Source organism: Pseudomonas sp. QC2 (genome assembly GCF_002859085.1).
GTDB lineage: Bacteria > Pseudomonadota > Gammaproteobacteria > Pseudomonadales > Pseudomonadaceae > Aquipseudomonas > Aquipseudomonas petroselini.
Genome location: NZ_PKKS01000008.1, coordinates 200,553 through 221,173 on the forward strand (window position 1 = coordinate 200,553; position 20,621 = coordinate 221,173).

The window sequence follows — 20,621 nt, forward strand, 5'->3', positions numbered from 1 at the left end:
TGTCGACACAGTTTCGCAGGCGCGAGGGAGGCTATTAAACCTTGGCGAGCGGGTTGGGCGCCATCTGCCAAATGGCATAGGCAAATGGCTCCGGTTGGCCGATGTCGGCCGGGCAGGCGATTGGCAAAGTGGGCTCACTCACAACAGGAGCATCCCAATGAACGTTAAAGCCGTGTCGATCGCCGTGATTTTTGCCTTGAGCGCCCCCTTTGTGCAGGCGGCCCAGACCGCTCCCTACGTCTACCGCGACGTGGCCCAGGCGCCTGCCAATGCGCAAGACCGCGAGATTGCCGGGTTGTTTGACCGTTGGAACAGCGCGCTGCAGACCGGTAACGTCAAGTCGGTGGTCGACTTGTATGCACCGGGCGCGGTGCTGCAGCCGACCGTGTCCAACCAGGTCCGTACCACCCCGGAGCAGATCACGGATTACTTTGATCACTTCATGACCCTCAAGCCGGTAGGCCAGATCAATTACCGTGAAATCCGTCAACTGGGCAGTAACGTGGCGATGGACAGCGGGGTCTACACCTTCACCCTGACCGAGAAGAACGGCAAGGTGCGTCATGTGCAGGCCCGCTACACCTTTGTCTACGAGCAGGTCGGCGGCCAGTGGAAAATCCTCAACCACCACTCCTCGGCGATGCCCGAGGTTCAGGCGAAACACGCCAAGCAGTAACCGCAGATCGAAAAGTCCACGCCCTGACGGGTGTGGACTTTTTTGCGTGTGCGCCGATCAGAAATCCAGCGTCACCCCGCTGTACAACGCACGCCCGTCACCCGGTGAGTGCAGTGACGCACGCGCACCGTCCGGGTCATACCAGACGTACTCGTAGTAGCGGTTGGTGAGGTTTTTCAGCTGCAGGTCAACGCTCACCGACTCGGTCACCTGATACGTCGCCCCCAGGTTCATCAGGACATAGCCGCCGTAGGTGCCCTTGGTGTTCTCGCGCTCCAGGTAGTAGTTCGTCTGGCCGTTCATCCAGGCGGTCAGTTGCAGCGACGGCGTGGCCTTGTAGCTGACGCCCGCGTTGTACAGGTGATGGGGGATGTGGTCGATTTCCTGACCTTTACTGTTGGGCAGCGTGGCGCTGGCCTTGAGGATTTTCGAGTACTGCCAGGCGTAGGCCATCCAGATGTCGGTGCGCGCGTTCGGGTGCAGGTTTAACTGGGCGTCGTAGCCCCAGCGGCGGGTTTCGCCGACATTATCCGACTCGCCACTCGGGTCGTTGAGCCGGCGGCTGACTTCGCCACTGGCGTCCTGTTGCCAATACGCCACACGGCCGTCGATCCAGTCGGCAGGGGTGAATTTAATGCCGGTTTCCCAGCCTTCATTGATCGACGGCGCCAGGTCGGTGTCCCTGGGCGGAATCTTGTAGGCCGCCGCGCCGGTGCCCACCTGGAAGGTACGTCCCCAGTTGGCGTACACGCTGGCCACCTCCCAGGGTGAATACACCACGCTGAGCTTGGGTTGTTTGATCAACCCATAGTCATTGATGTCGTAATCCAGGCCGGTCATTTCATTGGTGAAGTCCCCCTGGATCTTGTCGACGCGATACGCCGGGATGATCTTCAGCGACTCGAACGGTTTGATCTCGGCCTGGATATAGGCACCGTAAGTGTCGAAGTCAAATTGCTGGTCGCGGGTTTGTGCCTGGCGCGCCCGGTCACGGGTGCGGTAGCGCTCGCTCTTGTTCTGTTGCTGCTGCATGTCCGCGCCGCCTTCCAGGGCGAAGTCGTACAGCCAGCTGACCTGCGGGCGCCAGGTCAGGGAGGTGAGGGCGCCGTACTGGGTTTCGTAGGCGTCGCGTTCCTGCTGGGCGCTGGTGCTCCAGTATTGCGTCCAGCGCCGGTCGTCGAAGGTGTTCACGTAGGTTTTCGCCGACCAAGCCAGGGTCTCGGCCAGCTCGGTGTCGACATGCACACTGAGCTGGTTCATGCGCCGCGTGCCTTTGTCGGTGGCGTTGTAACTGTTGGTCATGCGCGGATGCTGGTGGGTATCCTCTTCACTCAAGTAGCCGGGCTCCTGTGCCTCGGTTTCATAATGCCGGGCGATCAGGCCGATACGGTAGCTGTCGTCGTCCGGCGTATAGAACCATTTGCCGGACAGCGAGAATTTGTCCGCCTCGGCATGATCGCGGTAGCCATCGGACTTCTGGTAAGCGAAGAAGTAGTTCTGCGTCCAGTTGCTGCCTTGGATGCCTTTGGCGAGTTGAGCTTCCTGGGTGTTGTAGCTGCCATAGCGCAGCCGTGCCCGGGTGTATTCGCCGCCTGTGCGGGTGAGCATGTTGACGTTGCCGGCGATATTGTTGAGGCCATAGCGCGCATCGCTGGTGCCGCGCACCACCTCGATACTGTCGAGCTCCAGCGGGAAGATCATGTCCAAGAACGGCATGTTGCCGTCGTTGCTGTTGCTGGGGATGCCATCGATCAGCAGCTTCACCGCATTCACTTCGCCTTCGCCATTGAAGCCGCGAAAGGAGATTTTGCCGGACGTCGTGCCTTGGTTGAACTCGGTGAGCATGACCCCCGGCGCGCGGCTGAACAGTTCCCAGCTGTAGTTGACCGGCATTTTTTCCAGGATGTCCGCGCCGAGGATATCCACCGAGCTGAGTACGCTGGCGGTGCTCAGCGGGCCGCTGGCACCCGTTGCGCCTTGCACCGTGACGGTACCGAGGGTGAGGGTCGAATCCTCAGTGTTACCAACGGCGGCAAGCGGGTGAAGAATGAACAGGCCGGTGGAAAGCAGCGGCCACAGGTAACGCGAACCCGGGCGACGTTTTGCGCCGGGCACAAGGAATGGAGCAGGCATAAGCCAGACCTCTTGATGACCAAAAGACGAACACAACGAAGGTGGGGTCGATCAGGCAACAGGGGAGGCGCGCGGGGTCAAGTTCGGCCAGCGAACCCTGGGGTGCAGCGCGGGCAGTGTCGGGTTGTCGAGGACGGTATCCGGCGTGAAGCGCGGCAGCCAGTGCCGGTAATAGTCGGACGGCAGTGCGGCCAGCCCGGCATGACCACAGCAGCAGTCGCTGTGCTTCATCGCGGGTTTGGCGGGGCCGGACTGCGAGAGGTCGATCAGCCGGTCAAACCCCGGCGGCAGGGCCTGGGAGGCGCCCCCGGAACAGAATCCGCCCCACAGCATCAAGCCGGTATCCGGCGTCTGCATGGCACGGCTCAGCGGCATGGCCAGCATGTTCAGCAGCAGGGCCAGGCAGGCGATCCAGGGGCTGATGCGTTTGAACGTAGCCATCAGAGCAGTCGACGCAAGGGGGGCAGATATTTAGCCGCAGTTCGGGGATGAAGTAAAAGTGCTTTCCCGCGCCATTTCGCCGCAGGCCTGGCGAATGCAGTGTTGGTGGCGCAACAGACATTCAATAAAGTGCCCGATTTTGCGGGCCGAGGGCTCCCACGGTCGCGCGTGAGCACCTGAGTTTGAGGGCTTGAGGGGTTGGCATGGATTGTGTTGTGAGGTGATTGGCGCTGACCCGACCACGGGAGGGAAATCCCCAACCTTTTCATAAGAAACCATACCCATGCACAACGTCTTGCAACGCACTGTTTTCGCCAGCCTGCTGGCACTCGGCGCCCTGGGCGGGCCATTGTCCACGCTCGCCCAGGCGGCCAACGACCGACAGTTCATCCCACTGGCCACCTACCGCGTCGGGGCCTATGCCTCCAGCGGGATTCCGTGGTGGGCAGGGGAGATCGACTATTTCCGCTACATCAACGAAGTCGAGGGCGGCGTGAATGGCGTCAAGCTGGTCTGGCAGGAATGCGAGACCGAATGGAAAACCGACCGCATCATCGAATGCTACGAACGCTACAAAGGCGGCCTGGACGGCGCACCCACCGCATTCTTCTTCACTCACAGCACGCCGGCTTCCTACGCGTTGATGGACCGTGCGGCGGTTGATCACATTCCGCTGATCGACGGCGCGGGCGGGCGTACCGAGTCGACCGATGGCCGCGTGTTCCCTTACGCCTTCCCGCTGCTGCTCAACTACTACGGCCAGGCGTCGGTGGGGATCAACTACATCGCCCAACGCGAAGGCGGCCTGGACAAGCTCAAGGGCAAGAAAATCGTGACGGTCTACCACGATTCTGCCTACGGTCGTGAAACCCAGGCGGCCATGCAGCTGCTCGCCGAAAAGTACGGTTTCGAGAACATTCAGATCCCGGTCGCCGACCCCGGTAACGAGCAGTCCACCCAATGGCGCCAGGTCCGCCAGCTCAACCCGGACTGGGTGTTCTTGCGCACCTGGGGCGTGTCCACGCCGGTCGCCATCAAGACCGCCGTGCGCTTTGGCGTGCCGGTGGACCGCCTGATCGGTGATGTGTGGGCAGGCTCCGAAGCCGATGTGATTCCCGCCGGCACTGCCGCCAAAGGCTACCAGGCCCTGGCGCCATTCCCCGGAGGCGACACCTTTGACATCCATAAGAAGCTCAAGCAGTTCATCCTCGATCCCGGCAAAAGCAACCTCAAGGACGCCAGCTACTTCGGCAAGGTCTACTACAATATCGGCCTGATCAACGCGGCGATTGCGGTCGAAGCGCTGCGCACCGGCCAGGCCAAGTTTGGTCACCGTGCGCTCAATGGCGAGGAAACCCGCTGGGCCTTCGAACACCTGGACATCGACGCCGCGCGCATCAAAGCATTGGGCCTTGAAGGTTTGCTGGCGCCACTGAAGTTGACCTGCGCCGATCATGAAGGTGGCGGTTCGGCCCGCGTGCAGCAATGGGACGGGCAAAAGTGGGTGCTGGTGACCGACTGGCTACAAGCCGACCGCGCCACCCTGCGCCCGCTGATCGAGGCCAAGTCCGCCGCGTATGCCCAGGAGAAGGGCATCGTGGCGCGGGACTGTTCGGCGCCGTAGCCCTCAGGCGGCGGTGGCGGTCACGTGCCGGCCAGGGATGGCGGCAATCAGTTCACGGGTGTAGTCGCTGGCCGGCTGGTTGAAGATGTGTGCGACCGAACCCTGCTCAACCACGCGGCCATTGCGCAGCACCAGCACCTCATGCGCAAAGTTAGCCACCACCGACAGGTCGTGGGACACCAGCACATAGGCAATCCCCATCTCCCGTTGCAGCTCTTCCAGCAGGTCGAGAATGTGCGCCTGCACCGACACATCCAGGGCGCTGACCGGTTCGTCGAGCAGCAGCAGGTCGGGTTTCAATGCCAGGGCCCGGGCGATGGCGACCCGTTGGCACTGGCCGCCGGAGAGTTCGCGCGGCAGACGATCCAGAAAACTCACCGGCAAGTGCACGCGGCTGATCAACTCCCGTGCCGCCTGCTCCAGGGCCGGGCCCTTGAGCACGCCGAACGACACCAGCGGCTCGACGATGCTGTCGAACACGGTGAAGCGCGGGTCGAGGGCGGCAAACGGGTTTTGCTGCACCAGTTGCAGGCGTTGGCGCAGCGGGCGGAATTCGCGCCAGCTCAGGTGAGTGACGTCCTGCTGTTCGAACCAGACCCGACCTCGTGTGGGTTGTTCCAGGCCCAGGGCGATGCGCAGCGCGGTGCTCTTGCCCGAACCCGACTCGCCGACGATGGCCAGTGTCTGGCCGGGAAACACCTGCAGGCTCAGGTCTTCCAGGGCCACGAAGGTCGAGTCCTCACCCTTGACCTTGGGCAAGGTGAACGTCTTGCCGACGTTTTGCAGGCGCAGGATCGGCGCCTGCAGCGGGTCAATCTTGATCAAGGGTTCGCGACGCTTGGCGAACGCCGGTGCGGCGGCAATCAATGCGCGCGTGTAGTCATGCTGCGGTGCGTTCAGGATCTGCCGTGGCGGGCCTTGCTCGACCACTTGGCCTTGTTGCATCACCAGGATCCGGTCGGCGCGGTCGGTGGCCACGCCCAGGTCGTGGGTAATGATCAGCAGCGAAATCCCGCGTTCACTGACCAGGCGTTGCAAGTGGTCGAGAATCTTGCGCTGCACGGTGACGTCCAACGCGCTGGTGGGCTCGTCGGCGATGATCAGGCGCGGGTTGCCGGCCAGGGCGATGGCGATCAGCACGCGCTGGCGCATGCCGCCGGACAGCTCATGGGGGTATTGGCGGGCGCGCAGCACCGGTTTGTCGATGCCGACCTGTTGCAGCAACTCGACAATGTCCGCATCCACCGCGGGGTAGCGTTTGCCTTTGGCCAATATCAGCGCCTCGGCGATTTGCTGGCCGACGCGCAGGGTCGGGTTGAGGCTGACCATTGGGTCCTGTGGCACCAGGCCGACGGTGCGGCCGCGCAGGGTGCGTTTCTGCCGCTCGCTGGCGTGGGTCAGGTCGTGACCGTCGACCCATAATTGCCCGGCGCTGATCTGTGCAGTGTCCGGCAGCAGGCCGAGGATGGCGTTGGCCAGGGTCGACTTGCCCGAGCCGGACTCGCCGACAATCGCCACGGTCTCGCCTTGGGCGATGGCGAACGACAGCGTGCGCACCGCTTGGTTGACTTGCCCGCCGGAACGGTAGGTGACACTGAGTTGGCGAACATCCACTAAAGCGCTCATCGCTGGATCTCCTCGAAGGTGCGGGCGATATGGTTGAGGCTGAACACCACGGCGACCAGGAACAGGCCGGGCAGCAGCGACACCCACGGGGCGGTGATCAGAAAGTGCCGGCCGTTGGCGATCAAGGTGCCCCATTCGGCGGCCGGTGGCGCGGCGCCAAAACCGAGGAAACTCAGGCCGGCAGTGGCCAGGATGGCCGCGCCAAAGTCCAGGGTCGCGAGTACCGCCACCGGTCCCCAGGCGTTGGGCAAGATGTGCCGCAGCAAGGTGCGCGCCCAGCTGGCGCCGCCCAGGCGCGCGGCCTCGACGTAGGGCAGGGTCTTGACCCGCAGCACTTCGGCACGGGTGGTGCGGGCGAACCCTGGGATAATGCCGATGCCCACGGCGATGGCCACCGGCACGGTACCGAAGCCGATGGCCGTGACGATTGCCAGGGCCAGCAGCAGGCCGGGCAGGGCCAGCAGCACATCGACGAAGCGCATGATCACGGCATCAATGCGGCCACCGGCAAAGCCCGACAGGATGCCCAGGCCCAGGCCGCCCAACAGCGCGATACCGACGGCCAGGAACGCCGCGAGTACCGACAGGCTGGCGCCGTATACCACGCGGGTGTACAGGTCGCGGCCCAGCTCATCGGTGCCGAACCAGTGGCTCAGGTTGGGGGCGCGCAGCTTGTCGAGGGGGGACGTGGCGTAAGGGTCAAAGTTGCTCAACAGGTGCGGCGCGACGGCCGCCACCAGAGAAAACACCACCACCAACAGCGCCAGGCTGAACCCCGGCCGGCGCAGCAGCGGCAACACCACCGCCGTCGCGCGTTGAAGGCGGCTGCGGCGCCGCCAGAGTGCGGGGCTGGCCGGGATGGCCTTGCGGCCCAGGTTCTGCTCAAGGATGGTCATGGTCTAGGACACCTTTGGCGTGTGGGAGATACGCGGGTCGAGCCACGGGTAGAGCAGGTCGACCAACAGGTTGACCAGGACAAACGCCGCCGCCGACACCGCGACAATCGCCAGCACCACTGGAATGTCCTGGCGCAACACCGCCTCCTGGGCCAGGCGGCCAATGCCGGAGCGGGCGAAGATGGTTTCCACCAGCACCGCGCCCGACACCGTGTTGCCGACCTGCAGGCCGATCAGCGTGAGGATCGGCAGCGCGGCATTCTTGAACCCGTGGCGCGCCTGCACCTGGCCACGGCTCAGGCCCTTGGCGTAGGCGGTGGTGATGTAGGACTCTTTCCAGACACCCTGGAAACTGCGTTGCAGCACCTGGGCGTACACCGCCGCGCTCGGAATCGCCAGGGTGATGGCGGGCAGCACCAGGCTTTCAACGCCCCGGCTGCCGGTGGCGGGGAACCAGCCGAGGCCGAAGGCGAACACCTGGATCAACAGCAGGCCCATCCAGAACACCGGCACCGAAAAACCCAGGGACGGCAGGCGCGCCAGGGCTTTTTTCAACGGTTGCCAGCGGATATAGGCGGTGAGGTAGGCCAGGCCGATGCCACCCAGTAGCGACAGCACGATGGCCAGGCCTGCCAGGGACAAGGTTTGCGGCAGGCGTTCGGCGAGCAGCTCGGCTACCGGGCGGTTAAGCGAGAGTGACTGGCCAAAGTCGCCCCGCAGTGCGCCCAGCAGCAGGTCGAAATACTGTTCGAACAGGCCCTTGTCCAGGCCGTAGTAAGCCCGCGCTTTTGCCAGGTCTTCCACCGACAACGAGTCGGCTTCCATGCCCGAGGCGCTGAGCATGATCGACAGCGTGTCGCCCGGCAGCAGATAAAGGATGAAATACGTGATGCTGTAGGCGCCCCACAGCACCAGCAGCGCTTGGCCCACCCGACCGATCAGGTAACGGCTCATGGCGTGCCGATCTCGATATCACCCAGCAGCGCAAAGCCTTCGGCGGTCCAGCGGAAGTTCTTCACCTTGGGCGACGTCGCCGCCTGCCACACGCGTTCATACACCGGGAATGCCGAGCTTTCATCAATCAGCAGGTCTTGCAGGTCGCCGTAGGCCGCGGCGCGCTGTTGGCTTTGGGTCGCGGTGATACCGGCATCAAATAAGGCTTTGGCTTTGTCCAGCGCCGCTGGCTCGTAGGTGTTGGTGGCCAGGGTCGAGCTGTTGGCGCTACGCGGGTCCAGGATGGTTTGCAGGATGATCGGGTCGGCGCGGGTCATGTAGTTGATCGTCAGGTCGTAATTGCCCGCGGAGTTGTTGGCGACCCATTCGGCGCGGGTGACCACGCTGAGTTTCAGCTCGATCCCGACCTTGCGCAGTTGGTCTTGGATCAGCACGTCGCCCGCCGTTTCCGCTGGGCTGATGTTGTAGCTCAGGCTCAGGCGCTTGCCGTTCTTGTGCCGGTAACCGTCCGCACCCTTGGTCCAGCCGGCCTGATCCAGCAGTTGCTCGGCGCCCGCCGGGTCGTAGGCGAGCTTATTGCCCTGGCTTTTGAAGTAAGGCGTGGTCACGTCGAAAATGCCGTCCACCACCGGGAACTCGGCGTTGTAGACGGTGCTGGCGTAGCTCTTGCGGTCGAGCGCCTTTTGCACGGCCAGGCGCACGTGCGGGTCCGCGAGGATGCGTTCGCCACGGGTGTTGGGGTACAGGTTGAGCGCAGGCCCTGGCAGCGAGCGGCTCTGGATGGTTGCGCCCTTGGACTGGAACAGTTTCAGGTCGACTTCCGAGAACGGGTTGCGCGGCCATAGGATGTCGGCCTTGCCTTGCAGGAACAGGCCGTTGCGCACGCTTTCTTCGGGGATATAGCTGATGTCCACGGCGTCCAGGTGCGCTTCTCCCTGGTTTTTCATGTTGGCCGAGGCCCAGGCGTAACCCTTGCGCTTGGTCAGGTGCGCACCGACTTCCGGGGTGTAGCTGGCCAGCACGAAGGGCCCGGTGCCGATGATCTTGCCCAGGGAGCGCTCCTTGACGGTCAGGGCGTAGGAGGCGGGCGCGAGGATCGCCAGGTTGGTCGTCGACGTGGCTTGCAGGAAGCCGGCGTTGGGTTTCGAGAGCACCAGTTTGACGGTGAAGTCGTCCACCACTTCGGCGTGGTCATAACCCGCCAGGTAGGTGGCGCCGAAGGTCGCCGGCAGCTCGGTCGCCAGGGCCTTGTCACTGTCGAAGGCGATCTTCACCGCCTTGGCATCGAAGCGCTCGCCATTGCTGAACGTGACGTTATCGCGCAGGTGGAAGGTGTAGGTCAGCGCGTCGTCACTCACCTCCCAGCTTTTGGCCAGCCAGGGAATGATTTTGCCGGTCTGCGGGTCCTGGTCGGTCAGGGACTCGGCGACATTGCGCAGCAGCACACGGTGTTCCAGCCAATAGACCTGGAACGGGTCGACACTGACCAGGGTGGTGTTGTCGCCGAAGAACGCGATGTTCAGGGTTTTGCCGGCCTGGGTGTCATTCCCGGGCGAGCAAGCGGCGAGGCTTAGCGCCAAGGCGCAGGGGGCCAGCAGACGGCTCATCAAGTTGGAGGTATTCAATGGGGTGCCCTCATGTGGCGTTTCGGGTGCATGCAAGGTGTGAATCAGAAGTCGTAGGCCAGCTTGGTGTACCAATAGCCGCCGCCTGGGTAGAACGGCGGGTTGCCGTAGGCCGCCAGGCCGAGGTTGCTGTACACGGCGTTTTTGTCGGGACGTACGTCGAAGATGTTGGTACCGCCGATGCTGACGGTGACGCTGTCGACGAAGGTGTAGCTGATGTCCAGGTCGGTGATCCATTTGGCGCCGAAGCTGCGGTCGCCGCTGGGGTTGACGGCCAGGGTCTTGACCGCGCCATAGCGGGCGGTTTGCAGGTTGACGGCCAGGTCCTCGACCTTCCAGTTGGCGCCCAGGATCCACTTGGTCTTGGGTGATGCGTCGGTGAGGTCGCCTTCGCGGTCGCGGCCCACCAGGGTCACGCCGGAACCGGCCAGCGCACTCGGCGTGTCGCGGGTGCCTTCAATGGTGGTCTTGTTCCAGTTGAAGCCCAGGCTCCAGCGCACATCGCCCCAGGCGTCCAGCGGGGTGGTGTGGTCAGCCACCACATCCAGGCCCTTGGTGCGCGTGTCAAAGGCGTTGGTGTAATAGTTGACCCAGGTGCCGGTGGGCACGCCTTGCGCGGCGAGGATGGCGTTGATCGCGCCATTGCCGCGGTCGTAGATATTGCTGGTCAGGGCGATACGGTCGTCGATGTCGATCAGGTAGGCATCGGCGGTGATGCTGGTGCGTGGCGCCGGTTGCCAGGTCAGGCCCAGCCCTAAGTTGCGCGACTTCTCCGGCTTGAGGTCATCGCCACCGAGGGCCTTGGCCAGGTTGCTGCCCGACGGCGTCAGGCGGGTCACGGCGGGCACCACATTGCCGTTCACATCCACCGCCACCCGGTTGTCGGCCACGGTGTAGCCGATCTGCGTCAGGGAGGGTGCACGGAAACCAGTGCCCACGGTGCCGCGCACGGCCACGGTGTTGGTCAGTTCGTAGCGCGAATTCACTTTCAGGCCGAAGGTATTGCCGGAGTCATCGTCGTAATGCTCGACGCGACCGGCCACGTCGAGAAACCAACGCTCGGTCAGGTCGAAACCGAGGTCCAGGTAACCCGCGTAGTTGTTGCGGATCAGGCTCACTTGATCTTCCGGGCGAATCGTCACGGCGGCCTGCGCGCCGGAAGCGGCGGGGTAGGTGCCGGTGAGATAAGCCTCGGGGTCGCCGGCGAACGTACTGAAATGCTCCCAGCGATGCTCCAGGCCCGCCGACACCTGCACTGGTGGCGTCAGCTTGAACAGGCTGTCGTAGCGGCGGGTGAAGTCCAGGTTGTTGACCCACTGCTCGAAGCGGAAGGTTGCCAGGTTGTCGAACTGGGTCGGTGATGCGGTGCCCAGCGACGGGTTGATGTTCAGGTCGCTGGAATGGTGCACGTTGTTGCGCCCGTAGGTGGTGCTCAGGTCCCAGTTCCAGTCGGCCACCAAGCCCTTGCCGCCGAACAGGAACTGGTAGTCACGGTCCTTGATGTTGTTCAGCGGGAAGTAACCGTCGGGGAACACCTCAGGCACCGCCGCCGTGCCGGTGGGCAGGCGGAAATAGTTGGCGGCTTCGGCGTCACGTTCACCGTAGGTAGAGAACGAGTACAGCGTGAGGTCTTCCAGGGGCAGTTCGGCGTTGTAGGCCAGGTTGAAGGCCTTCAGGTCGGGGTCGCCGTTCTTGATCGCTACCCGGTCCCAAGCCGCTTCCTTGGCCGGGTCATTGAAGGCCCGCACGCTGTTGTCGGCCTTGTCGTTCCAGGAGGCGCTGCCGCGTTTGCGCGCATCGGCCGAAAGGTGGAAGAAGCCGCTATCACCCCACTTGAAACCCTGGTCGCCCGCGACCTTGATGGTTTCGCCCTGGCCGGTATACAGCTGCCCATAGCTGGTTTCCAGGTGCCCGCCGTCATGGGTGGACTTGAGGATGATATTGATCACCCCGGCCACCGCGTCCGAACCGTATTGCGCGGCAGCGCTGTCTTTGAGTACTTCGATATGGTCCACCGCGCTGACCGGGATCAGGTCGATGTCCACCGCGTTCGCGCCGCTGTTGTCGATGGAACCGCGTTGGCCGGTGGCACCGTTGTGCCGGCGCTTGCCGTTGACCAGCACCAACGTGTAGGCAGGCCCGAGGCTGCGGTTGCTCAGCGGGCGGGTCACCGAGTTGTAGCCGGCGATGTTGGTGCCGAAGTTGAAGGACGGCAACAGCTTGGCAATCGCCTCGGACAACTCGGCGCGGCCGGTCTTAAGCAACTGGTCGCTGTTGATCACATCGATCGGCGCCGGGCTGTCAGCCACGGTGCGTTCCTGGCCACGCAGGCCGGTGGAGATCACCGTCACAGTGCCGAGCTTGGCGTCCTCGGTTGCCGCCTCGGCGAAAGTGGGCGCGACCGCCAGGAGCAGGGAGCTGGTCAGCAGCGACAAGTGAAAGTTGTTGAGCGCGGCGTGAGAGGCGATGTGTGGCATAGCGAGAAGGATCCCTTAAGCCTGGTAGGCTCCTGATGGTCGGAGGTACGTCCTCCACCAGGTATGGGGTCGGTCTGTGAAGCGAAGATAATCCTATAAAAAATCTGAGTGAAAGTCTTTTTTGGAATAAGCTAATTATCAGATAATGTTATTTATATTATTTTTAAGATTACCTATTTTTATTATTGTGGTTGGCATTCAACGGCAGTTGAATCGTTGAATAAGAGGCGCGTGGAGGCTGGTTCACTCAAGCAGCCCGCGTCGGACGCCGGGGCTGTGGGTCAGAACGCCGTGGCAATTGCCTGGGCCAACTGCATGTCAGACATGAGCGGCGTGTTGTAGGTGGAACGATAAAATCGTGATGCTTGTTCAAACCGTGCCCCACGGATCTCACCGCCTGAACCGATAAACGCCAGCGCATCACTCTTGGACGATGTGAACTGCTCTGGAATGGCGGAGGTCAGGGCTGTGGCCCCTGAGACAAGCAAAAAGGGCGCGACCGACGTGAGCATCAGCGCGCCTTGAACCGGGTTGTTGTTTTCGGCCGCTACGACCGGAGTGCCGAGCAATGCCAGGCTGGCGATTGCGATAACCTTGAATGAATCCATTCTGCAGCGCTTCCATGCGTTTTGGGTGGGCGTGACTTTAACAGAGTAGCGGGAGGCTCTTCGAGCCGAAAACCTGTTGCTTTGCCTTTATTCGCGTATCTAGATCACTGATCTACCAAGCTTTTTCAGCTGTTCCGTGGTGCAAGAAAGCTGCCCTGCGAACTTGCGTCGAAGCGGCTGGATCTATATATTCCCAACCCTGCAACACGCGCTACCGCCCGAATGGCGAAACTGGTAGACGCATGGGACTTAAAATCCCCCGCTCGTAAGGGCGTCCCGGTTCGATTCCGGGTTCGGGCACCATCTAAAATCAAGGGTTTGCGGGCGAAAGCTGATGCAAGCCCTTGTTTGTTTCCGCTCCGCAATAAAACAACGGGGCCGCAATTCACTTCGTTGGTGAGACTTTCTTGCCTTTGCGGTTGCGGATGTACTGCTCGGTCATCACGACAGTGGTATGTCCAGAGAAAGCCCTGTGATCCGTTTCCAGACTGTCCGGTAGTAGTGATAACGTCTGCGCTGCAATCCCTGGAGACGGCCAGATGAATCATCAAAGACCCGCTAGCGCCACAGCAACCAATGCTGGCGGGCTAAGTACTGCCCACCCGCCTATTTGGTATTACGGCCCCGAAATACCAATTATCGGAAGCAATGGTATGGGTGTTTTTGGCTTCTCTCTTGCGCTGCTTCTGCTTTTACCGGGCTACGGGCTTGCGACGTTCCTTTTCACAGGGCCGGACGTCATTCAGGGTGTGCAGGCTAACCAGGGTGAGAGCCTCACAGCGTCATCCTTCATTCTGATAATGCTGGCCAGTGCAGTGTTCATTGGTGCGTTCTTTGCGTGGGTTGTCTCTGAGCCTCAAGTGCAGGCCTTCACGTTCGACGAAAACCAGCAGCTGTTGACCCTCACCCTAACTCGTCGTTGTCGAAGCCCCGTTGAAGTACACGTACCGTTTAGCGAAATCATCTCCATCCGCCCTTATGTGATGACATCGTCTGCTCATGATGGACATTTTCGCGTCGTGTATCGCGGAGCGAAGGGCAAGGTTTTTGAGCATCGTCTAGGTGACGGTACTTCTCTCGAAAATATTGAGTTTCATGGTGCGTGGTTGCGTGGAATGTTAGGAGGGCGAATGGGCGAGCTGATAGATCTCGACAAATGAAAGCAGCGTAAGCCAGTCTTGATCCGCACTACGGGTCCCAAAGTAGGGCGAAAGGAATTATGAAAGCCTCGCCTTGTGCGGGGGCGTCTTCGTTTTCTGCCGTTCGTCCAGTGCTCGGCACTCGCTGTGACCTGCCGACTCCCATGTTTGAGCGCGGATATCCCGAGCGTTAGAACGGAGAGCCAGCATGGAAATCAATGAAAATGCACCAGGGAATATTTCCCAGCAGGATGTAACTCGCGGCACTGACAACGAGACAGGGCACGACCCGAAGCGCGATGAAGACGGTATCCCGTTGCCGCCAGACGATGACGCGCCGCTCGAAGAGGACATGTCGGATGTAGACGCCGCTGATTCAGTAGCAAGCGAGCATCCTGACAACTGAGTAAAATCAGCCTGCAAACCCGGCCTTTGAGTCGGGTTTTTTATTGCCCATGGAAAGGGCGATTCAGCAAAAGGAATGTGCAGATGTTGAAAGAATTCAGATGCGGTAACCCACCCTGAATCTTGAGCTGATCAACGCCATCGCCTGCGGCCTTATCACGTTTTGGGCGACCTTGTGCGTACTGAGCGGGAAGGTGAGGGACGGGGCAAAGGTCTGGCTGTGCCGGACGCTGAACTGCGAGTACTGCCTGCACTGTGACAAGGCACTTGGTGGCGTCGAGCGCCGGGTCAAGTGATCCACGCCACGGTTTAGAATGTGCAAAATCGTAGCGCTGGATTTTTACGGTGTATGAGTGGGACTAGATGACGCGGCATAGCAAGCGCGCAAAGTCTGTTGATATTGGTCCATCATTTCTTTAAGGGAGCCAACCCTCTCGGGGTAGTACTTCATTGCCAAGCTGATATCGGACCTTATATCGTCGACATCCGATTTGATGGGCGTGCACCGATCGTTTTCCAACTGACGCACTCTCTCCTCTGAAGCTGCGAGCGTCGCGGCCTGTTTGTTGTACGCCTCTATCCATTGGTTGAGTGAAGTATTTAGGCTGTCGTTTGCCTTTCTGAAGTCTTCGACTCGCTCCCTTACGTTTGTCAGGTCGCTGTCCTGACGACCGTAGTGGGCGGCTGCTCCAGCTATCGTTGTAGCGACCCCCAACGCGAATGACCAAAACGCGATTGTTAGTTTGGGGCGGAGAGGGCCAGCGTGTTGCGTTTCACTCATGTGGACGTCCTTGTGATTTGACAACTATCAATACCGGGAACCATTCACCAACTCAAGGCGGGGTAGCACATCGATGACGACCATTGCCTACGACAGCTTGCCGGCCGACCTCAGAATGAAGCCGCGATTGCCTGGGCCAGCTGCTGGTCAGTCATCAACGGTGGCGTGTAAGTCGTGCGATAAAAGCGCACCGCCTGCTCAAACTCTGCACCACGAATCTCGCTGTCCGAACCGATGAATGCCAGAGCATCGGTCTTGGCGGACTTGAAAATCTTTGGGGGCTCGGTTGTGAGCGATGTGGTTGCTCCAATTAAGATGGTTGGGAAGGAAATTGTGATAAATATTCCTGCCGCGACAGGGTTGACGTTGTCACCTGATACGGCCTGAGTGTTGACCGATGCCAGTAGGGCTAACGCCAGAATCTTCCATGAGTCCATTCTTCGTTGATTCCATTTGCTGTCGATTGGGGCGATACCTTAGCAGAGTGAGTTCCCGCACGGGGAGGAGGAGCTAGGGTAAGCGGATGGCGAACACACCTACCTGTTTGCCAACCAGCGGGCCAACCGCATGAACGTGCTAGTGCATGATGGTGTGGCGAATAAAAGCCAGTTGGGCGAGCGAAATCGATCAATTGCTGCCGCATAAGTGATCGCCGGTTTGATTACGCGAGGCGTGATGGCTGGGCATATAAAAGGGAATGCCGATGCCAAACGGATTACAAGATGGGAGCCCGCAGCAATGAGCTTTGACATTATTATTTTGAAGCCTACAGACCTCAGTGAAAGCGATCTGTCCAACGTCGAGGACGTGCTAGATATTGGATGCCCTGAGGCCGTAATCACATTTCTGGAGTTGGTGTTCCCTGGATGTGCCCGAGGTGCATTTTCGGATGGTGAACGCTACTCGCTCGAGTCTGCTCAGAATGGAGACCCCGTGACCTCCATACACCTGACTCTCAGATACGGCCGAGCCTGGTCTGAGGCATTCAATGCGGAGTTCCTGACCCTGCTCTTGAGGCTCTGCCAATTGCTCCAGTCAGTAGCTTTTGCGGTCTCCGATAACTCAAGGATCACACCTCCCTGCTAAAGACGGCCCATCTTGCTCGCCATAGAGCGGCTCACCTAGCCAATTGGTGCGTGTACTTGATCACATGGTCAGCAAACAACGCTTCATAAAAAGCAGTGGGAATGCCGAGGATACTTATCTCGATGCAATCGGGCAGAAGCTCTTCGGCGTAAGCCAGAATGGCGAATCAAATCAAGGGTTTGCGGACGAAAGCTGATGCAAGCCCTTGTTTGTTTCCGGTCTGCAATTTCAAATATTGCTCCGTAACTCACTTAGTTGGCGTGACCTTTTTGCCGATTCGTTTGCGGATGGAGTTCTCGGTCATCACCACATTGGTGTGCTGGAGTTGATCCCTCGCTTGTAGGGTGCAAAAAGCCCCGGAACATCCAGGGCTTTTTTGCATCAGTGGCCTACACGAAAGGCTGACCACTGAAACCGCGTGGCAAACGCTGCAAGCCGGGCAGGTCGGTGAGGCGTTGTGTCCACGCACTGCGCCAATCAACGGCGGTATGGGTCTTGGCTTTGCGGTTGGCGCGGCGGGCGGCGTTGCGCTGGGTGCGGCGCGCGTCCTTGTAGGCTTCGGTATTGCGGCAGGTACGGCATTTGACTCGGTTCAGCTCGGTGCTGGAAGGGAGGTTGGTGCCGTGATGGCCACAGGCTAAGTGACCTGCGACCTTGAAGTGAATGACCATGTAAGCGTCTCCTTCTTGGGGGTACGCGCATCGGTAGACCCACAATGCACGCGGGGAGGGCGGGGCGCTAAAAAATCCCGGCACCTGGGATTTCGACCCCATTGGCGAGGCAGCGTTCGGTTTTGTTTGCGGGCCTGTTCAACCCCAGGGCCGCTGCCGCGGTGAACGTGTGCGTTCCCGCGTTTGATGCAGAATTCAATCGATCAGCGCCAGCAAGTCCGTAGTGCCCACATCCAGCCCTGCTTGGCTCAACAGGGTGGTTGCCTGGCCCCGGTGGTGGGTCTGGTGATTGAAAAAATGCACCAGCAGGCTGAAGAAGTCTTTATCGGCGGCGACACCTCGCATGTTGTGGTAATGCAGGCGATGGTCCAGATCGGGGTCCTGCACCGTGTGAGCCCAGTCGACGATCAGCTGGTCCAGCCAGGCGCGATGGGCTGACAGCTCACGGATATCGGCAAAGGCCAGTTGCTTGAGATCGGCAGGGGCTGTGATCGCACTCAACGGAGCCAATGCCGCGTAGTTTGCGGGATGCTCGGCAAAACGCTTGAGCCAGACTGTGTCGCCCAAGGCCAGATGATTCAGCGTGCCGAGGATCGAGCCGAAAAACGCCTTGCGGTCCATGAGTAACGCCGCGTCCGACAGCGTGCCGGCCGCGTCATAGAGCTTGCGGTTCATCCACTGGTTATAGCTCGCCATCAATGCGAGGTGCTCAATCCGGTTCACTTGGGTTTTCTCTCACAGGCACGGTGACGCCATGATAGGCCGTGCCCGCCCGGCGGTCATGGTGTTCCGACAGCGGCGGGCTATGGTTGGTAGACGCCAACACTGCGCCCTGGGAGGGTGACACCATGAACACCAGCGACTTACTGGAGCAACTCTTGCGCGCCGGGCAAGGGGGCAGTGCTTCCTCGGGCGGCCTGGGTGGGCTGCTCGGCGGTTTATTGAAAGGTACCAGCACTGGCAATTCTTCGGCCGGTGGCGGTTTGGGTGGTCTGTTGGGCGGCCTGGGCGGTCTGTTGGGAGGTGCCACTGGCGCGCGTCCGGCTCAAGGACGCTCTGGCGGGATGAACTATGCAGCGCTGGCTTCCCTGGGCATGGCGGCATTCCAGGCCTACCAAGCCTGGCAGCGCCAGCAAGCCAATGCACCGCAGCAAGCCTTGCAGACTGTGGACCAGCTTGACGGCGCCGAAGCTGAGGCCCATAGCCATGCGGTGTTGCGTGCCTTGATTGCTGCCGCCAAAGCCGACGGCCGCATTGATGAAAAAGAGCAGCAACTGATTTCCAGTGAACTGGGCCGGCATACCGACGACCCGCAATTGCAGCAGTGGCTTGACGCTGAGGTTGCCAAGCCTCTGGACGCGGCGGACTTCGCCGAATTCGCCAGCGACCCGGCTGTTGCGGCAGAGGTTTACCTGGCCAGTGTGATGATGGTGGATGATCAGCAGGACGCCGAACGCAACTACCTGGACGACCTGGCCGGGCAACTGCAGATCGACCCGCAATTACAGCTGCACCTGGAACAACAGGCCAAGGCCTGAGGGAAAACGGAATTCCAGGCTAAAGCAAATCCCCTGTGGGAGCTGTCGAGCTTTAGCGAGGCTGCGATAGCGTTGTGTCAGACGCTGAAGATGCCCGCAGTGCCGCCGCCTTCGCAGCCTCGCCGGGGCTCGACAGCTCCCACATTTGATCTTCGTCGTGGCTCAAATTGCGCTCGCCGCTACGACCGAAATCCCACTTACAGAGCCGATCCCTTGTGGGAGCTGTCGAGCTTTAGCGAGGCTGCGATAGCGGTGTGTCAGGCGCTGAAGATGCCCGGAGTGCCGCTGTCTTCGCAGCCTCGCCGGGGCTCGACAGCTCCCACATTTGATCTTCGTCGTGGCTCAAATTGCGCTCGCCGCTACGACCGAAATCCCACTTACACAGCCGATCCCTTGTGGGAGCTGTCGAGCTTTAGCGAGGCTGCGATAGCGGTGTGTCAGACGCTGAAGATGCCCGCAGTGCCGCCGCCTTCGCAGCCTCGCCGGGGCTCGACAGCTCCCACAGTTGATCTTCGTCGTGGCTCAAAATGCGCTCGCCGCTACGACCAAAATCCCACTTACACAGCCGATCCCCTGTGGGAGCTGTCGAGATTTAGCGAGGCTGCGATAGCGGTGTGTCAGGCACAGAAAATGCCAGCAGTGCTGCCGCTATCGCAGCCTCGCCGGGGCTCGACAGCTCCCACACTTGATCTTCGTCTTCGATGAAAAATGGTGTCTGTAGGCGCCACCGAAGTACGGGTGGCCGCTAGAAACGCAGCGTGGCGCCGGTGGTCAGCCATTGCGCACGCTCGCCGATCAGGCTGCGCCCGACCACCAAGTCGATGTCGACATATTCGCCCAAATGGAACCTCGGCCCGGCCTGCCAGGCCTGATCACCGCCTTCCTGGCCGTAACGCTCGGCGATCAGCGTCAGCAAGGGCGCTGCCTGGTACTCAAAACCCGTGCCCCAGGTCAGTCGGTGTTGCTGATCACCGTCGTTGTAGGCATGGGACCAACCGGCATTCAGGTTAAGTCGCAGTGCCTCCAGCGGCTGCCACGTCAACGGGATGTTGACGTCGGCGCCATCAAGCCCGTGCCGGCGATCCAGTGCAAAGTGCGCGCCGGCTGCCACGGCCATTTGCAGCCCCAGGTCATCCCGTGACCACACCTGTGCCTTGAGCTGCGGGCTCACCTGGGTTTCGCGCGTGTCTGTGCTGCTGGCGCGTGACAGCGCCGCGCCCCACTGCACCGACGGCATCGCGGCGAAGGTGCAGGCCGGTGACAGCGTTTCATTATGGGTGCTGCCGTCGTGCCGGTTCGCGGTGGACCAGGCGTCGATGTTGCATTCACCTGGCGCATTGATTGCGCCGTCGTCGACCCCATAAGCACCACCGGCCGCGTTGGCTTTTGACAGAACGGCAAGCGTCAACAACGTGCCCAGGGTCAGCCCGATAAAGATCAGGTTGCGCTGCAATGCGCGACGCTTGGCCGGCGGCAGTAGCAGTAAGGTGTGGCGTGCGCCTCGGGCCTGACGCGCACGGTATTTGGCAAACCCGTCCTTGCGCAGTGGAAGGTGTTTTTTGTGCATGATGCACCTCGCTTGAATTCAGCTTTCTACGGTCAGCACCGAAATGCCGTTGGCTTTGGCCTGGCAAACCAGCTCGCAGGTGTCGTCCCCGCCTGGCAAGGCGATGACCACGTCAGGGCGGCTGTCGGTCAGCATGAAATGGTTGCGCTGACGTTCCGCCTGCTTGCCGTGGCGTTGCCAGTTGGGCGGGTAGCGCACCACGTCGATGCCCAGTTCCCGCGCCCACTCCTCGACGTCGCTGCCGAGGAATTGGTTGCCGCCGTGGATCAGTACCTGCACCGGGCGCAGGCGGTGGTAAGCGTCCAGCACTTGGCGGGACATTTTGGTGTCGGCGTAATGACGACCTGCACAGATCAAGACGCGCATAAGGTATT

The 20,621-nt window shown here is 61.0% G+C and carries 19 protein-coding genes, 1 tRNA gene and 1 pseudogene; 7 read left to right on the forward strand and 14 right to left on the reverse strand.

Annotated features, from left to right (window positions below; all coding sequences use genetic code 11):
- Positions 1–157: 157 nt before the first annotated feature.
- Positions 158–676 carry an SgcJ/EcaC family oxidoreductase gene (locus QCBJ_RS07630; protein ID WP_012724121.1) on the forward strand — a complete coding sequence of 173 codons (519 nt, stop codon included), beginning with the start codon at positions 158–160 and terminating at the stop codon, positions 674–676.
- A gap of 57 nt (positions 677–733) precedes the next feature.
- On the opposite strand, the gene QCBJ_RS07635 is transcribed toward QCBJ_RS07630, so the two are convergent.
- On the reverse strand, positions 734–2,809 hold the full coding sequence (locus QCBJ_RS07635; RefSeq protein WP_102060451.1) for a TonB-dependent receptor: 2,076 nt from the start codon (positions 2,807–2,809) through the stop codon (positions 734–736).
- A 51-nt stretch (positions 2,810–2,860) separates the two neighbouring features.
- Positions 2,861–3,250, reverse strand: a complete 390-nt coding sequence (locus tag QCBJ_RS07640) for a DUF2946 family protein (protein WP_012724123.1) — start codon at positions 3,248–3,250, stop codon at positions 2,861–2,863.
- A gap of 283 nt (positions 3,251–3,533) precedes the next feature.
- Here QCBJ_RS07640 and QCBJ_RS07645 point away from each other — a divergent pair, with 283 nt between their 5' ends.
- Entirely contained in the window at positions 3,534–4,874 is a 1,341-nt protein-coding gene (locus QCBJ_RS07645) for an ABC transporter substrate-binding protein (protein WP_064052410.1), read from the forward strand.
- A 3-nt stretch (positions 4,875–4,877) separates the two neighbouring features.
- On the opposite strand, the gene QCBJ_RS07650 is transcribed toward QCBJ_RS07645, so the two are convergent.
- The 6 genes from QCBJ_RS07650 to QCBJ_RS07675 form a co-directional block, all read right to left on the reverse strand.
- Positions 4,878–6,500, reverse strand: a complete 1,623-nt coding sequence (locus tag QCBJ_RS07650) for an ABC transporter ATP-binding protein (RefSeq protein ID WP_102060452.1) — start codon at positions 6,498–6,500, stop codon at positions 4,878–4,880.
- Complete coding sequence (locus QCBJ_RS07655) at positions 6,497–7,396, reverse strand: ABC transporter permease (protein WP_102060453.1); 900 nt, start codon at positions 7,394–7,396, stop codon at positions 6,497–6,499. The genes QCBJ_RS07650 and QCBJ_RS07655 overlap by 4 nt, the downstream gene beginning before the upstream one ends.
- Positions 7,397–7,399: 3 nt before the next feature.
- Positions 7,400–8,350 (reverse strand): ABC transporter permease, encoded by a 951-nt coding sequence (locus QCBJ_RS07660; RefSeq protein ID WP_102060454.1) that lies wholly within the window; start codon positions 8,348–8,350, stop codon positions 7,400–7,402.
- On the reverse strand, positions 8,347–9,957 hold the full coding sequence (locus tag QCBJ_RS07665; RefSeq protein WP_177410652.1) for an ABC transporter substrate-binding protein: 1,611 nt from the start codon (positions 9,955–9,957) through the stop codon (positions 8,347–8,349). The genes QCBJ_RS07660 and QCBJ_RS07665 overlap by 4 nt, the downstream gene beginning before the upstream one ends.
- 62 nt (positions 9,958–10,019) lie before the next feature.
- The gene (locus QCBJ_RS07670; protein ID WP_102060456.1) at positions 10,020–12,452 is read right to left on the reverse strand and encodes a TonB-dependent siderophore receptor; all 2,433 of its coding nucleotides are present in this window, start codon (positions 12,450–12,452) and stop codon (positions 10,020–10,022) included.
- Positions 12,453–12,733: 281 nt separating this feature from the next.
- The gene (locus tag QCBJ_RS07675) at positions 12,734–13,060 is read right to left on the reverse strand and encodes a DUF2388 domain-containing protein (RefSeq protein ID WP_012724130.1); all 327 of its coding nucleotides are present in this window, start codon (positions 13,058–13,060) and stop codon (positions 12,734–12,736) included.
- Positions 13,061–13,276: 216 nt separating this feature from the next.
- Between QCBJ_RS07675 and QCBJ_RS07680 the strand changes: the two genes are divergently transcribed.
- Positions 13,277–13,363 (forward strand) — tRNA-Leu (locus QCBJ_RS07680).
- A gap of 82 nt (positions 13,364–13,445) precedes the next feature.
- On the opposite strand, the pseudogene QCBJ_RS30635 reads toward QCBJ_RS07680, so the two are convergent.
- A pseudogene (locus QCBJ_RS30635) lies at positions 13,446–13,520 on the reverse strand (integrase); the annotation flags it as partial.
- Between the two features lie 79 nt (positions 13,521–13,599).
- Between QCBJ_RS30635 and QCBJ_RS07690 the strand changes: the two are divergent.
- The 3 genes from QCBJ_RS07690 (at position 13,600) to QCBJ_RS30310 (ending at position 14,900) form a co-directional block, all read left to right on the forward strand.
- Positions 13,600–14,220, forward strand: coding sequence for a hypothetical protein (locus QCBJ_RS07690; protein WP_256581463.1), 621 nt, complete (start codon positions 13,600–13,602; stop codon positions 14,218–14,220).
- Positions 14,221–14,407: 187 nt separating this feature from the next.
- Positions 14,408–14,605 carry a hypothetical protein gene (locus QCBJ_RS07695; RefSeq protein WP_043205324.1) on the forward strand — a complete coding sequence of 66 codons (198 nt, stop codon included), beginning with the start codon at positions 14,408–14,410 and terminating at the stop codon, positions 14,603–14,605.
- A 115-nt stretch (positions 14,606–14,720) separates the two neighbouring features.
- Positions 14,721–14,900, forward strand: coding sequence for a hypothetical protein (locus tag QCBJ_RS30310; protein ID WP_102060458.1), 180 nt, complete (start codon positions 14,721–14,723; stop codon positions 14,898–14,900).
- 595 nt (positions 14,901–15,495) lie between these two features.
- On the opposite strand, the gene QCBJ_RS07710 is transcribed toward QCBJ_RS30310, so the two are convergent.
- The 3 genes from QCBJ_RS07710 to QCBJ_RS07730 form a co-directional block, all read right to left on the reverse strand.
- Entirely contained in the window at positions 15,496–15,822 is a 327-nt protein-coding gene (locus tag QCBJ_RS07710) for a DUF2388 domain-containing protein (RefSeq protein ID WP_012724133.1), read from the reverse strand.
- Positions 15,823–16,860: 1,038 nt separating this feature from the next.
- Entirely contained in the window at positions 16,861–17,142 is a 282-nt protein-coding gene (locus QCBJ_RS07725; protein ID WP_102060461.1) for a hypothetical protein, read from the reverse strand.
- A 195-nt stretch (positions 17,143–17,337) separates the two neighbouring features.
- Positions 17,338–17,865, reverse strand: coding sequence for a DinB family protein (locus tag QCBJ_RS07730; RefSeq protein WP_102060462.1), 528 nt, complete (start codon positions 17,863–17,865; stop codon positions 17,338–17,340).
- 125 nt (positions 17,866–17,990) lie between these two features.
- On the opposite strand from QCBJ_RS07730, the gene QCBJ_RS07735 reads away from it, so the two are divergent.
- The gene (locus QCBJ_RS07735) at positions 17,991–18,680 is read left to right on the forward strand and encodes a tellurite resistance TerB family protein (protein WP_102060463.1); all 690 of its coding nucleotides are present in this window, start codon (positions 17,991–17,993) and stop codon (positions 18,678–18,680) included.
- A gap of 745 nt (positions 18,681–19,425) precedes the next feature.
- Here QCBJ_RS07735 and QCBJ_RS07740 read toward each other — a convergent pair.
- Together QCBJ_RS07740 and QCBJ_RS07745 are read right to left on the reverse strand one after the other, a co-directional pair.
- Positions 19,426–20,247 carry a hypothetical protein gene (locus tag QCBJ_RS07740; RefSeq protein ID WP_102060464.1) on the reverse strand — a complete coding sequence of 274 codons (822 nt, stop codon included), beginning with the start codon at positions 20,245–20,247 and terminating at the stop codon, positions 19,426–19,428.
- A gap of 18 nt (positions 20,248–20,265) precedes the next feature.
- Complete coding sequence (locus QCBJ_RS07745; RefSeq protein ID WP_043205330.1) at positions 20,266–20,613, reverse strand: DUF2493 domain-containing protein; 348 nt, start codon at positions 20,611–20,613, stop codon at positions 20,266–20,268.
- Positions 20,614–20,621: the final 8 nt, after the last annotated feature.

Coding starts and splice junctions, on each gene's coding strand:
- QCBJ_RS07630 (WP_012724121.1), top strand. CDS start 158: ATGAACGTTAAAGCCGTGTCGATCGCCGTGATTTTTGCCTTGAGCGCC.
- QCBJ_RS07635 (WP_102060451.1), bottom strand. CDS start 2,809: ATGCCTGCTCCATTCCTTGTGCCCGGCGCAAAACGTCGCCCGGGTTCG.
- QCBJ_RS07640 (WP_012724123.1), bottom strand. CDS start 3,250: ATGGCTACGTTCAAACGCATCAGCCCCTGGATCGCCTGCCTGGCCCTG.
- QCBJ_RS07645 (WP_064052410.1), top strand. CDS start 3,534: ATGCACAACGTCTTGCAACGCACTGTTTTCGCCAGCCTGCTGGCACTC.
- QCBJ_RS07650 (WP_102060452.1), bottom strand. CDS start 6,500: ATGAGCGCTTTAGTGGATGTTCGCCAACTCAGTGTCACCTACCGTTCC.
- QCBJ_RS07655 (WP_102060453.1), bottom strand. CDS start 7,396: ATGACCATCCTTGAGCAGAACCTGGGCCGCAAGGCCATCCCGGCCAGC.
- QCBJ_RS07660 (WP_102060454.1), bottom strand. CDS start 8,350: ATGAGCCGTTACCTGATCGGTCGGGTGGGCCAAGCGCTGCTGGTGCTG.
- QCBJ_RS07665 (WP_177410652.1), bottom strand. CDS start 9,957: ATGAGCCGTCTGCTGGCCCCCTGCGCCTTGGCGCTAAGCCTCGCCGCT.
- QCBJ_RS07670 (WP_102060456.1), bottom strand. CDS start 12,452: ATGCCACACATCGCCTCTCACGCCGCGCTCAACAACTTTCACTTGTCG.
- QCBJ_RS07675 (WP_012724130.1), bottom strand. CDS start 13,060: ATGGATTCATTCAAGGTTATCGCAATCGCCAGCCTGGCATTGCTCGGC.
- QCBJ_RS07690 (WP_256581463.1), top strand. CDS start 13,600: ATGAATCATCAAAGACCCGCTAGCGCCACAGCAACCAATGCTGGCGGG.
- QCBJ_RS07695 (WP_043205324.1), top strand. CDS start 14,408: ATGGAAATCAATGAAAATGCACCAGGGAATATTTCCCAGCAGGATGTA.
- QCBJ_RS07710 (WP_012724133.1), bottom strand. CDS start 15,822: ATGGACTCATGGAAGATTCTGGCGTTAGCCCTACTGGCATCGGTCAAC.
- QCBJ_RS07725 (WP_102060461.1), bottom strand. CDS start 17,142: ATGGTCATTCACTTCAAGGTCGCAGGTCACTTAGCCTGTGGCCATCAC.
- QCBJ_RS07735 (WP_102060463.1), top strand. CDS start 17,991: ATGAACACCAGCGACTTACTGGAGCAACTCTTGCGCGCCGGGCAAGGG.
- QCBJ_RS07740 (WP_102060464.1), bottom strand. CDS start 20,247: ATGCACAAAAAACACCTTCCACTGCGCAAGGACGGGTTTGCCAAATAC.
- QCBJ_RS07745 (WP_043205330.1), bottom strand. CDS start 20,613: ATGCGCGTCTTGATCTGTGCAGGTCGTCATTACGCCGACACCAAAATG.